Annotated in this window: 11 protein-coding genes; 3 read left to right on the forward strand and 8 right to left on the reverse strand. The window is 60.1% G+C overall.

Going from position 1 to position 12,627, the window contains the following annotated elements:
- Window positions 1–61: 61 nt before the first annotated feature.
- Complete coding sequence (gene ptsP, locus ACEN8Z_RS01400) at window positions 62–2,341, reverse strand: phosphoenolpyruvate--protein phosphotransferase (RefSeq protein WP_495596562.1); 2,280 nt, start codon at window positions 2,339–2,341, stop codon at window positions 62–64.
- Window positions 2,342–2,363: 22 nt separating this feature from the next.
- Window positions 2,364–2,843, reverse strand: a complete 480-nt coding sequence (locus ACEN8Z_RS01405) for an RNA pyrophosphohydrolase (RefSeq protein ID WP_003229203.1) — start codon at window positions 2,841–2,843, stop codon at window positions 2,364–2,366.
- A 143-nt stretch (window positions 2,844–2,986) separates the two neighbouring features.
- Between ACEN8Z_RS01405 and ACEN8Z_RS01410 the strand changes: the two genes are divergently transcribed.
- Complete coding sequence (locus ACEN8Z_RS01410; protein WP_495596563.1) at window positions 2,987–3,643, forward strand: histidinol-phosphatase; 657 nt, start codon at window positions 2,987–2,989, stop codon at window positions 3,641–3,643.
- Window positions 3,644–3,749: 106 nt separating this feature from the next.
- Here the strand turns inward: ACEN8Z_RS01410 and ACEN8Z_RS01415 are convergent, their stop codons facing one another.
- The gene (locus ACEN8Z_RS01415; RefSeq protein WP_495596564.1) at window positions 3,750–4,175 is read right to left on the reverse strand and encodes a DUF2269 domain-containing protein; all 426 of its coding nucleotides are present in this window, start codon (window positions 4,173–4,175) and stop codon (window positions 3,750–3,752) included.
- A gap of 39 nt (window positions 4,176–4,214) precedes the next feature.
- On the reverse strand, window positions 4,215–5,729 hold the full coding sequence (gene ilvA / locus ACEN8Z_RS01420; RefSeq protein WP_495596565.1) for a threonine ammonia-lyase, biosynthetic: 1,515 nt from the start codon (window positions 5,727–5,729) through the stop codon (window positions 4,215–4,217).
- Between the two features lie 269 nt (window positions 5,730–5,998).
- Between ilvA and rpiA the strand changes: the two genes are divergently transcribed.
- On the forward strand, window positions 5,999–6,673 hold the full coding sequence (gene rpiA / locus ACEN8Z_RS01425) for a ribose-5-phosphate isomerase RpiA (protein ID WP_007982953.1): 675 nt from the start codon (window positions 5,999–6,001) through the stop codon (window positions 6,671–6,673).
- Window positions 6,674–6,819: 146 nt separating this feature from the next.
- On the opposite strand, the gene ACEN8Z_RS01430 is transcribed toward rpiA, so the two are convergent.
- The 4 genes from ACEN8Z_RS01430 to ACEN8Z_RS01445 all read right to left on the reverse strand — a co-directional run bounded on the left by ACEN8Z_RS01430 (window position 6,820) and on the right by ACEN8Z_RS01445 (window position 11,149).
- On the reverse strand, window positions 6,820–7,737 hold the full coding sequence (locus ACEN8Z_RS01430) for an SdiA-regulated domain-containing protein (RefSeq protein WP_495596566.1): 918 nt from the start codon (window positions 7,735–7,737) through the stop codon (window positions 6,820–6,822).
- A 117-nt stretch (window positions 7,738–7,854) separates the two neighbouring features.
- The gene (locus tag ACEN8Z_RS01435; protein WP_495596567.1) at window positions 7,855–8,781 is read right to left on the reverse strand and encodes an SdiA-regulated domain-containing protein; all 927 of its coding nucleotides are present in this window, start codon (window positions 8,779–8,781) and stop codon (window positions 7,855–7,857) included.
- A gap of 270 nt (window positions 8,782–9,051) precedes the next feature.
- Window positions 9,052–9,717, reverse strand: coding sequence for a fumarylacetoacetate hydrolase family protein (locus ACEN8Z_RS01440; protein WP_007995532.1), 666 nt, complete (start codon window positions 9,715–9,717; stop codon window positions 9,052–9,054).
- Window positions 9,718–9,754: 37 nt separating this feature from the next.
- Window positions 9,755–11,149 carry an FAD-binding oxidoreductase gene (locus tag ACEN8Z_RS01445; protein WP_495596568.1) on the reverse strand — a complete coding sequence of 465 codons (1,395 nt, stop codon included), beginning with the start codon at window positions 11,147–11,149 and terminating at the stop codon, window positions 9,755–9,757.
- 204 nt (window positions 11,150–11,353) lie between these two features.
- Between ACEN8Z_RS01445 and serA the strand changes: the two genes are divergently transcribed.
- On the forward strand, window positions 11,354–12,583 hold the full coding sequence (serA, locus tag ACEN8Z_RS01450) for a phosphoglycerate dehydrogenase (RefSeq protein WP_007995536.1): 1,230 nt from the start codon (window positions 11,354–11,356) through the stop codon (window positions 12,581–12,583).
- Window positions 12,584–12,627: the final 44 nt, after the last annotated feature.

Here is a 12,627-nt window from a genome sequence, read left to right on the forward strand (position 1 = left end):
CTTTGTGAACAACACAAAACCCTGTGGGAGCGAGCTTGCTCGCGAAGAGGCCGTCAGCGTTTTAGAGGGCCTTGATCGCCCCCGGATTGATCATCCGCGCCAGCCCGAGGTTTTTCAGCGCCAGTTGCAACGAACTGTGGATCACTTGCGGGTTGTCGATGGTCATCAGTTCCGCCAGCAATTCCCTGGCCTTGCTCAGGTTGATCTGGCGCAGCATCCACTTCACTTTCGGCAAGTTGGTGGCGTTCATCGACAAGCTGTCGAAACCCATCGCCATCAACAGCACGGCCGCCGCCGGGTCACCGGCCATTTCACCGCAGATGCTCACCGGCTTGCCTTCGGCATGGGCGTCGCGCACCACGTTTTGCAGGGCTTGCAGCACCGCCGGGTGCAGGTAGTCATAGAGGTCGGCGACCCGCGGGTTGTTTCGGTCCACGGCCAACAGGTACTGGGTCAGGTCGTTGGAACCAACGGAGAGGAAGTCCACCTGCCGCGCCAGTTCCTTGGTCTGATAAACAGCGGCCGGGATCTCGATCATCACGCCAATCGGCGGCATCGGCACGTCGCAGCCTTCGTCGCGCACTTCGCCCCAGGCGCGGTGGATCAGGTGCAGCGCTTCTTCCAATTCATGAGTACCGGAGATCATCGGCAGCAGAATGCGCAGGTTGTTCAAGCCTTCGCTGGCCTTGAGCATGGCACGGGTCTGCACCAGGAAGATTTCCGGGTGGTCGAGGGTGACGCGAATGCCGCGCCAGCCGAGGAACGGGTTGTCTTCCTTGATCGGGAAGTACGACAGCGACTTGTCGCCGCCGATGTCCAGAGTACGCATGGTCACCGGTTGCGGGTGGAACGCGGCCAGTTGTTCGCGGTAGATCGCCAGTTGTTCCTTTTCGCTCGGGAAACGCTGGTTGATCATGAATGGCACTTCGGTGCGGTACAGGCCGACACCTTCGGCTCCGCGCTTCTGCGCGCGCGCCACATCCGCCAGCAGGCCGGTGTTGACCCACAACGGCATGCGGTGGCCATCGACCGTGATACACGGCAGATCGCGCAGCGCATCCAGCCCGAGGGCCAGTTGTTTTTCTTCCTCGACCACTTCGGCGAACTGCTTGCGCAGCACGTCACTCGGGTTGGTGTAGACCTCGCCGTGGTAGCCGTCGACGATCATCTGGATGCCGTCGACCTTGGAGTACGGCAGGTCGACCAGACCCATCACGGTCGGGATACCCATGGCGCGGGCGAGGATGGCGACGTGGGAGTTACCGGAACCGAGCACCGACACCAGACCGACCAGCTTGCCTTCCGGCACCTCGCCGAGCATCGCCGGCGTCAGTTCTTCGCTGACCAGGATGGTGTTGTCGGGGTAGACCAGGGTTTGCTGGCGCTCTTCCTGCAAATAGGCCAGCAAGCGCCGACCGAGGTCCTTGACGTCCGAGGCACGCTCGCGCAGGTAAGCGTCGTCCATCAATTCGAAACGGTTGACGTGATCGGTGACCACCTGACGCAGCGCGCCCTGGGCCCACTGGCCGGTCTTGATCACGGTGGTGACTTCGCTGCCCAGCGCGGCATCGTCGAGCATCATCAGGTAGACGTCGAACAAGGCCCGCTCTTCCGGGCGCAACTGCGTGGCAAGCTTGGTGGACAACGCGCGCATGTCGGCGCGCACGCCTTCGATGGCGGTCTTGAACAGCCCGAGTTCGGCGTCGATGTCAGAGATGGTCTTGTCCGGCACCACGTCCAGATCGGCCGGTGGCAGCATGACCACTGCCGTACCGACCGCCGCACCCGGTGAACCCGGCACGCCGACGAACTTGGCTTCCTGGATGCCCTTGCCCTGACGACCGAGGCCACGGATCGAACCGGTGGCTTCGGCGTGGGCAATAACGCCGGCGAGCTGCGCGCTCATGGTCACGAGGAAGGCTTCTTCACCCTCATCGAACTGGCGACGCTCCTTTTGCTGGATGACCAACACGCCGACGACGCGACGGTGGTGAATGATCGGCGCGCCGAGGAACGACGCGAAACGCTCTTCACCGGTTTCGGCGAAGTAGCGGTAGCGCGGGTGGTCCGCGGCGTTTTCGAGGTTCAGGGGTTCTTCGCGCGTGCCGACCAGGCCGACCAGACCTTCATTGGGCGCCATGCTGACCTTGCCGATCGAGCGCTTGTTCAAGCCCTCGGTGGCCATCAGCACGAAACGGTTGGTCTCGGGATCAAGCAGGTAGACCGAGCAGACCTGGCTGCCCATGGCCTCTTTGACGCGCAACACAATAATCCCCAACGCCGCCTTGAGATCCTTGGCGGAGTTAACTTCCTGGACGATCTTGCGCAGCGTATTGAGCATGGCTCGGGGTCGAACTCCGTCGTCAGTCGCGCGCTAAAAGGCGCGGGGCAAGCTCTTTGAGAGCGCGTCGATACACCTCGCGCTTGAATGTCACCACCTGGCCCAACGGATACCAATAGCTGACCCAGCGCCAGCCATCGAACTCCGGTTTACCGGTCAAATCCATCCGCACCCGCTGCTCGTTGGAGATCAGGCGCAGGAGAAACCATTTCTGCTTCTGGCCGATGCACAGCGGTTGGCTGTGGGTACGCACCAGACGTTGCGGCAAACGATAGCGCAACCAGCCCCGGGTGCAGGCGAGAATTTCAACATCTTCGCGCTCCAGGCCTACTTCTTCGTTCAACTCGCGGTACAAGGCGTCTTCCGGCGTCTCTTCGGGGTTGATTCCCCCCTGCGGAAACTGCCAGGCATCTTGATTGATTCGGCGAGCCCATAGCACCTGGCCGGCGTCATTCGTCAGAATGATCCCGACATTGGGGCGAAAACCATCGGGGTCGATCACGGCAACAACCTCGCAAACGCATGTCGCCGCATTGTTCCACAAAGGTTGTTAAGGCGGCAACGAAGGTTCCTACCTTATGTGCACTCTTGTGAAAAGACCGTATTCTTGTCGCCTTTTTACTGACTTTTCAGCGGGTAACTGTAATGCGCCTGGCTTTATTCGATTTGGACAACACCCTTCTGGGCGGTGACAGCGATCACGCCTGGGGCGATTACCTGTGCGAGCGCGGCTTTCTTGATGCCGTCGCCTACAAGGCACGCAACGATGCGTTCTACCAGGATTACCTGGCCGGCAAACTGGATAACGCGGCTTACCTGAACTTCTGCCTGGAAGTCCTTGGCCGCACCGAAATGGCCACGCTGGATCAGTGGCACAGCGATTACATGCGCGACTGCATCGAGCCGATCTTGCTGCCCAAGGCGATCGAACTGCTGGCCAAACACCGCGCGGCCGGCGACAAACTGGTGATCATCACTGCCACCAACCGCTTCGTTACCGGACCGATCGCCGAGCGCCTGGGCGTCGAAACCCTGATCGCCACCGAATGCGAAATGCTCGACGGCCGCTACACCGGGCGCAGCACCGATGTGCCGTGCTTCCGTGAAGGCAAGGTGACGCGGTTGAATCGCTGGCTGGAGGAAACCGGGTATACGCTGGATGACAGCTACTTCTATAGCGACTCGATGAATGATTTGCCGTTGCTGGAGCTGGTGGCTAATCCGATCGCTGTCGATCCTGATTCGAATCTGCGGGCCGAGGCCGAGAAGCGCGGCTGGCCGGTGATTTCGTTGCGCGATTGATATCGCCTTACTGTAGGAGCGAGCTTGCTCGCGAAAAACTCAAGATCGCTGCGGGGCGTCAGGCGCCCCGCGTTATCGTTAACGCCCATCGCGAGCAGGCTCGCTCCTACACCGGCTTGGCACCCATCAACCCGGCAATGGCAACAAAACAGACAAAACTGAACAATGCCAGGGCAAAGGTGAATTTCCCCACAGCACCCGGCGCCTTGCGCAGCTTGTTCAGCCGCACCAGCAACCAGAACCACGCCAGCGCCGCAACGGTGTACAACACGCTGGACGCCAGCAACCAGGTCTGACCCAACGGCCAGCCCACCAGATGCACCATCCACCAGCCGGTAAACGGCATGCTCAGCAGCGCCAGCCCCATCAGCAGCCAGATAAACACCCTTGGCCGCTGCAAGGTGCGACTACCCGCCGTCGCGTCACCTTTGCGCCGCGCAAGCAACACCCAGATTCCCAGACCCAGCGCACAAGCCAGCAGTACGACAGTTGCCACCATGTGCGCCGCTTTCAGGGCAGTTAACGTTTCCATTGTCAGTTTTCCTTATTGCCTGCCCAACAGCGTAGCCGCTCAGCCAAGAAACAGCTGATAGGCCGGGTTGTCGCTTTCGTCCCAGTACGGGTAACCGATTTCTTCCAGCGCCGCCGGCACCAGATGGCGCTCGTCGTGGGGTACTTGCAGGCCCGCGACGACCCGGCCATCTGCCGCGCCATGGTTGCGGTAGTGGAACATCGAAATGTTCCAGCGCCCGCCGAGCTTGTTGAGGAAGTTGAACAGCGCCCCCGGACGCTCCGGGAATTCGAAACGCAGGATCACTTCATCGACCACATGCGCCGCTCGCCCGCCCACCATGTGGCGGATGTGCAGCTTGGCCAGCTCGTTGTCGGTCAGGTCCAGCACCGGGAAACCTTGCTCGCTCAGGCTGGCGATCAACGCGCTGCGCGGGTCGTTTTCCGGGTGGGTCTGCACGCCGACAAAGATGTGCGCTTCGCTGCCAGTGTTGTAGCGGTAGTTGAATTCGGTGATCTGGCGCTTGCCGATGGCCTCGCAGAACGCCTTGAAGCTGCCCGGCTTCTCGGGAATGGTCACAGCGATGATGGCTTCGCGGCCCTCGCCCAACTCCGCACGCTCGGCGACGTGGCGCAGGCGATCGAAGTTGACGTTGGCCCCGGAGTCGATGGCCACGAAGGTCTGGCCACTGACGCCGCGCTGCTCGACATACTTCTTGATCCCGGCCACGCCCAAGGCGCCGGCAGGTTCGGTGATCGATCGGGTATCGTCGTAGATGTCCTTGATGGCGGCGCAGATTTCGTCGGTGCTGACGGTGATCACTTCATCGACATGATCTTTGCAGATGTCGAACGTGTGCTGACCGATCTGGGCCACTGCCACACCGTCGGCGAAGATGCCCACAGTCGGCAACACCACACGCTCGCCCGCCGCCATGGCGGCTTGCAGGCAATTGGAGTCATCCGGCTCGACGCCGATGATCTTGATGTCCGGGCGCAGGTACTTGACGTACGCTGCGATGCCGGCGATCAGGCCGCCGCCGCCCACCGGAACGAAAATCGCATCCAGTGGCTGAGGGTGCTGGCGCAGAATCTCCATGGCCACGGTGCCCTGCCCGGCAATGGTGTGGGGATCGTCGTAGGGGTGGATGTAGACGTAGCCCTTTTCGTCGACCAGTTTCAGCGAGTAGGCCAGGGCTTCCGGGAACGAATCGCCGTGCAGCACCACTTTGCCGCCACGGGAGCGCACGCCTTCGACCTTGATTTCCGGGGTGGTCTTGGGCATGACGATGGTCGCTTTCACGCCCAACACCTTCGCCGCCAGAGCCAGGCCTTGCGCGTGATTGCCCGCCGACGCGGTGACGACACCACGTGCACGCTCTTCGTCGCTCAACTGTGTCAGCTTGTTGTAGGCGCCGCGAATCTTGAACGAGAACACCGGCTGCAAGTCTTCGCGCTTGAGCCAAATGCTGTTGCCCAGCCGCTCGGAGAGCTGGCGGGCAGTCTGCAATGGGGTTTCTACGGCAACGTCATAAACGCGCGAGGTGAGGATCTTTTTGACGTACTGTTCAAGCATCGGAAAGCATCACTGAGCGGGTTGGGCAGGACCAAGGAGTCTAACCCGGCTTTCAGTTACACGACCACCTGTTGTAGGAGCGAGCTTGCTCGCGAAAAACGCAATGGCACCGCTGAACATCTATTTTCACGCGTTATCGTTCACGACCATCGCGAGCAAGCTCGCTCCTACAGGGAACGGTCACGAACCGCCAATCGGGCAATGACCTTCCCCGCCCCGAAGCCTATAATGCCGGCCTTTCGTTCCCTCCTCGGCACCTCGGAGCCCGCATGAACCAGGATCAACTCAAACAGGCAGTGGCTCAGGCCGCCGTCGACTTCATCCTTCCGAAACTCGACGACAAGAGCATTGTCGGGGTCGGCACCGGCTCCACCGCCAACTGCTTCATCGACGCCCTGGCCCGGCACAAGGGTGCATTCGATGGCGCCGTCGCCAGTTCCGAAGCCACCGCCGCGCGCCTCAAGGGCCACGGGATTCCGGTGTACGAACTGAACACCGTCAGCGACCTGGAGTTTTATGTCGACGGCGCCGATGAAAGCGACGAACACCTGAACCTGATCAAGGGCGGCGGCGCTGCCCTGACCCGCGAGAAGATTGTCGCGGCCGTGGCCAAGACCTTCATCTGCATCGCCGACGCGAGCAAACTGGTACCGGTCCTCGGTACTTTCCCGTTGCCGGTGGAAGTGATCCCGATGGCCCGCAGCCACGTCGCCCGCGAGCTGGTGAAGCTCGGCGGCGACCCGGTTTACCGCGAAGGCGTGCTGACCGACAACGGCAACATCATCCTCGACGTGTTCAACATGCAGATCACCAACCCGGTGGAACTGGAGACGCAAATCAATGCGATCGTCGGCGTGGTCACCAACGGTTTGTTCGCGGCCCGTCCGGCGGATTTGCTGTTGCTGGGTACAAGCGAAGGCGTGAAGACACTGCGCGCCCAATAAGCCAACCTGCCCACCTGTTTGCGGGCAGATGAAATACCTGTGGGAGCGAGCTTGCTCGCGATAGCGGACAGTCGGTTGAAATCAATCTCGACTGATACACCGCTATCGCGAGCAGGCTCGCTCCCACATTTACTTTGTGGTGCTGGTTAGAGTTGTGTTGGTTTTTTGAACACGTAAAACAGGTTCGGCTCACTGACCAGATACATCGTACCGTCGTCATCCATGGCAATCCCTTCCGCTTGCGGCACGTTTTTTTGCAACCCCTGGTGCCACTTGCTCAGGGACATGGTGCTCAGCGGGCGCCCATCCACATCCAGCTCCAGAATCAACCGCGATTCATCCGACAGCGCCAACAAATGCCCGCTGCGCTCGTCGTATTGCAGGCTCGACAGGTCGCGCACGAACATCCCGGCATCACGCTTGGGGTTGTTGATCACGTGCACCGAGTAGGATTCTTCGGGATTGAAGCGCGGAAAACCGTGCACCTCGTAGATCAACATCGGGTCGCGCTCCTTGGCGACGAACAGGCGCTTGCCCCGCGAATCGTAAGCCAGACCCTCGAAGCCCTTGTTGGTGCCCATGTGTACGCCAATGCTCATCTGCTCCGCGTCTGCTGCATCGACGAAGACGGTGTCCTGCTCCAGATGAATCTTGATCAGCCGTTGCTCGCTTTCATCAGCGACCACATAGGTGTCCGCACTGATGAATTCCACCGCCTCCGGATCGCCGAAACCGACCAGCGCCACACGGCGCAAAACCTTGCCGTCGAGGGACAACTCGATCAATTCGCTGCGTTTGTTGGTGACGGTGAACAGGCTTTTGCGCACCGGGTCGTAGGTCAACGCTGAAACGTCGTCAGTCAGGCCATCGATCACCTGCGCTTCGGTCACGACCTGGTATTGGTCCAGCCCCATCGACCGGGAATTCACCGGCTGCCACAGCGCGTGCACATTGAACCACGCGCGCTCGAACAGGCGCTGGTACTGGGCGATCACTGTCAACGCGATCAGCAAGACCACCGACAGGATCAGAATCAGAAATTTTGGGCGGGCAAATCGATGCATTCGGACGGGCTCGAGTCAAAACAGGCGGATGAAATATCACGCCTGTCTGAACTGAAGCTTAATGGTCACTGACCCGATCCTACAACCGAGCGCAGGAAATCCTGCAAATCGTAAACGTCAGTGCTGTTTTTCGAAGCGATAAAACAGGTTCGGCTCACTTACCACGTACAGCGTGCCTGCCTCATCCATAGCCACGCCTTCAGCACGGGGAATGGTATTTTTCAGGCCATTGAAGCCACGCAGCAGGGTGATGAAACTGACCTGCTCACCCTGCTTGTCCAGCTCCAGCAACAGGTGCGATTCGGCGGACAGTACCAGCATGTGGCCGGTCCGCGGGTCGATGGCCAGTGCCGACAGGTTGCGCATGTCCAGTGCATGACTGGCCAGCCTCAGCTTGTCGCCGGTCAGAACCTTGCCGTCACCTTTCCAGGCAAACAATGCCGGCGGACGCTCTTCGCCCAACACCAGTTGCTGATTACGAGGATCCCAGGTGACACCCTCAAAAGCCTTGTTCTGGTCTTTCGAAGGCCCAAGGTCGTATTTCGGGAAATCGGCGATGTTCAGTTCGCGGGTGTCGGCATCAACCTTGACGATAGCGATCAGATGCTCGCGCTCATCGACGATGGCCAGTCGGCCGTCGCCCAGCACGGTGACGCCCTCGGGGTTGCTCCAGCCGACCAATGGCATTTTGCGCAGCACGTCGCCCTGCAATGTCAGCTCGACCAGGAAGGGGTTTTTGCCCATGACCGAAAACAGGGTCTTGGTCTGGGGGTCGTAGGCCAGATCCGATGCTTCGTCCTTCTCCATGCCCGGCAACGGCTTGGCATCGATCACCACCCGGTAGTCCGGAAGCCAGATGCTCGCCTGGCGCTCGGCCGGACTCTTGAATTGCTCTTTCACCCAGAGCACGCCTCGCGCATCCCAATGCATGGCAAATGCGACGCCGTAGGCGACAACGGCCACCAATAGAAGCCAGATGTACCAACGCAGGGCGAAGCGCGAGCGGCGGGCAGGTTCAAGCGTGGAAAGCGGAGGAGTGGCCATCGGGGAATGCGTTCCAGAAATTCAGGCTAGGGGGTAATAGCACAGTTTGGGGCCGGTTCAGAGACCGAAGGTCCTGAAATTATCCAGACAGGATGTGAAAAAAACGGGAAATGACAGGATGGAACCGTGTGGAATCCGAACTGCAGCCCACCAAATATTACTGTGGGAGCGAGCTTGCTCGCGATTGCGGTGTGTCATTCAACATCTCTGTTGCCTGACACGGCCTCATCGCGAGCAAGCTCGCTCCCACAGGGCTTGGCAGTACCTGGACTAGCGAACGCTGCTGGTAAACCGGCTGGCGCCCGGCAACTCCAGAACGATCTCGTCACCGACATTCAGCGGACCGACACCCACTGGCGTGCCGGTGAGGATCACGTCCCCGGCCTGCAGCGAGAAGCAGCCGGCCATGTGCTGGATCATCGGCACGATCGGGTTGAGCATTGCACTGCTGTTGCCGTCCTGGCGCACTTCACCGTTGATGGTCAGGCGGATGCCAATGTCGGTCAGGTCGGCAAATGTGCTGCCGGATACGAACGGAGCAATCACTGCCGCACCGTCGAAGGACTTGGCGATTTCCCAAGGCAATCCCTTGGATTTCAGCTCGGCCTGCTTGTCGCGCAGGGTAAGGTCCAGGGCCGGGGCGAAACCGGAGATGGCGTCGAGCACTTCTTCACGGCTCGGTTTGGTCGACAACGGCTTGCCGATCAAGACCGCGATTTCCGCTTCGTAATGCACCGAACCGCGCTCGGTCGGAATGCTGAATCCGCCTTCCAGCGGCACAACACAACTGCCCGGCTTGATGAACAGCAGTGGCTCGGTCGGCACCGGGTTGTCCAGTTCCTTGGCGTGTTCGGCGTAGTTACGGCCGATGCAAACCACTTTCCCCAGCGGGAAATGAATGCGCGTACCGTCGACATACTGGTGCTGATAGCTCATTACCGACTCCTGTTTCGTTGGCACTTGAGTTAGAAAATCAAACAGCGAAAATCTTGCCCGGGTTCATGATGCCGTTCGGGTCGAACACCGCTTTGACCGCCTTCATGTACTCGATCTCAGCCGGCGAACGGCTGTAGGTCAAGTAGTCACGCTTGGTCATGCCCACGCCGTGCTCGGCGGAGATCGAACCGTTGTACTTCTCGACGGTTTCGAACACCCACTTGTTCACGGTGGCGCACTTGGCGAAGAACTCGTCCTTGCTCAGGTTATCCGGCTTGAGGATGTTCAAGTGCAGGTTGCCGTCGCCGATGTGGCCGAACCAGACGATTTCGAAGTCCGGGTAGTGTTCGCCGACAATCGCGTCGATTTCCTTCAGGAACGCCGGGACTTTCGATACGGTGACCGAGATGTCGTTCTTGTACGGCGTCCAGTGGGAAATGGTTTCGGAGATGTATTCGCGCAGTTTCCACAGGTTCTGCAGCTGGGTTTCGCTCTGGCTCATCACGCCATCCAGCACCCAGCCTTGCTCAACGCAGTGCTCGAAGGTTTCCAGGGCATGGTTGGCCACTTCTTCGGTGGTCGCTTCGAATTCCAGCAGTGCGTAGAACGGGCAGTCGGATTCGAACGGCGCCGGGACATCGCCACGGGCCATGACCTTGGCCAGGGCTTTGTCGGAGAAGAATTCGAAGGCGGTCAGGTCGAGTTTGCTCTGGAAGGCGTGCAGCACCGGCATGATCGAGTCGAAATCGGCGGTGCCGAGAACCATCGCGGTGAGGTTTTTCGGCGCACGGTCCAGGCGCATGGTCGCCTCGACCACGAAACCGAGGGTGCCTTCGGCGCCAATGAACAGCTGACGCATGTCGTAGCCGGTGGCGTTCTTGATCAGGTCGCGGTTCAGCTCCAGCACGTCGCCCTTGCCGGTGACCACTTTCATGCCGGCGACCCAGTTACGGGTCATGCCGTAGCGAATCACCTTGATCCCGCCGGCATTGGTGCCGATATTGCCGCCAATCTGACTGGAACCGGCCGAAGCGAAGTCCACCGGGTAGTACAGGCCTTTTTCTTCGGCCACGTTCTGCAGGTGCTCAGTGACCACGCCCGGCTGGCAAACGGCCGTGCGGTCAGTGAGGTTCACGTCGAGGATCTGGTTCATGTAGTCGAAGGACACGACCACTTCGCCATTGGCCGCCACCGCTGCTGCGGAAAGGCCGGTGCGACCACCGGACGGCACCAGCGCCACCTTGTGTTTATTGGCCCACAGGACAATGGCCTGGACCTGCTCAGTGGTCTTGGGGAACACGATGGCGGTCGGGGCCGGGGCGAAATGCTTGGTCCAATCCTTTCCGTAAGCATTCAGGGAGTCGGCATCGGTCAGCACCTTGCCAGGCTCAACCAGGGTCTTCAGCTCTTCAATCAGGGCAGGATTGGTCATCGACAGAACTCTCGAACAATTCATGGTCATCCTGAGAACGCTTCACGTCGCAGGAATGAGTGTTTAGCGGGGCGCATATGCTAGCATACCGACCCCGCAGCATAGTGCCCAACGGCTATTCTGCGGCGACGGCTGTCATGCCGCTCGGGTCAGCGTCTGTTGACCATTTCCTGCCATTTTTCTCCGGGATACAGGTTTACGCAGATGAGCAAGACTTCTCTCGATAAGAGCAAGATCAAGTTCCTTCTTCTCGAAGGCGTCCACCAATCGGCTGTCGACGTCCTCAAGGCGGCGGGCTACACCAGCATCGAGTACCTCACAGGTTCTCTGCCGGAAGCCCAGCTCAAGGAAAAGATCGCTGATGCTCACTTCATCGGCATTCGCTCCCGCACTCAACTGACCGAAGAGATCTTCGATCACGCGAAGAAGCTCGTGGCTGTAGGGTGTTTCTGCATCGGCACCAACCAGGTCGACCTGGATGCGGCCCGCGAACGCGGCATCGCGGTGTTCAACGCACCGTACTCCAACACCCGTTCCGTAGCGGAGCTGGTGCTGGCCGAAGCGATCCTGCTGCTGCGCGGTATCCCTGAGAAGAACGCTTCCTGCCACCGTGGCGGCTGGATCAAGAGCGCGGCCAACTCCTTCGAAATCCGTGGCAAGAAGCTGGGTATCGTCGGTTACGGCTCGATCGGTACTCAACTGTCGGTCCTGGCGGAAGGCCTGGGCATGCAGGTGTACTTCTACGACACCATCACCAAGCTGCCACTGGGTAACGCTACTCAGGTAGGCAACCTGCACGAGCTGCTGGCGATGTCTGACATCGTTTCGCTGCACGTACCGGAAACCGCCGCCACCCAGTGGATGATGGGCGAGAAAGAAATCCGCGCTATCAAGAAAGGCGGCATCCTGATCAACGCCGCCCGCGGCACCGTGGTCGAGCTGGACGCCCTGGCGGACGCGATCAAGGACAAGCACCTGATCGGCGCGGCCATCGACGTATTCCCGGTGGAGCCACGCTCCAACGACGAAGAGTTCGAAAGCCCGCTGCGTGGCCTGGACAACGTGATCCTGACCCCGCACATCGGTGGCTCCACCGCCGAAGCCCAGGCCAACATCGGTCTGGAAGTCGCGGAAAAACTGGTCAAGTACAGCGACAACGGTACTTCGGTATCGTCCGTGAACTTCCCGGAAGTGGCCCTGCCGGCTCACCCTGGCAAGCACCGCCTGCTGCACATCCACGAGAACATCCCGGGTGTGATGAGCGAGATCAACAAGGTCTTCGCCGAAAACGGCATCAACATCTCCGGCCAGTTCCTGCAGACCAACGAGAAGGTCGGCTACGTGGTGATCGACGTCGACGCCGAGTACTCGGACCTGGCGCAAGAGAAGCTGCAACACGTCAACGGCACTATCCGTAGTCGTGTGTTGTTCTGATCACGACCTGAGCGACAAAAAAGGGAGCCTTCGGGCTCCCTTTT

This window comes from Pseudomonas sp. Pseusp10, assembly GCF_059492225.1.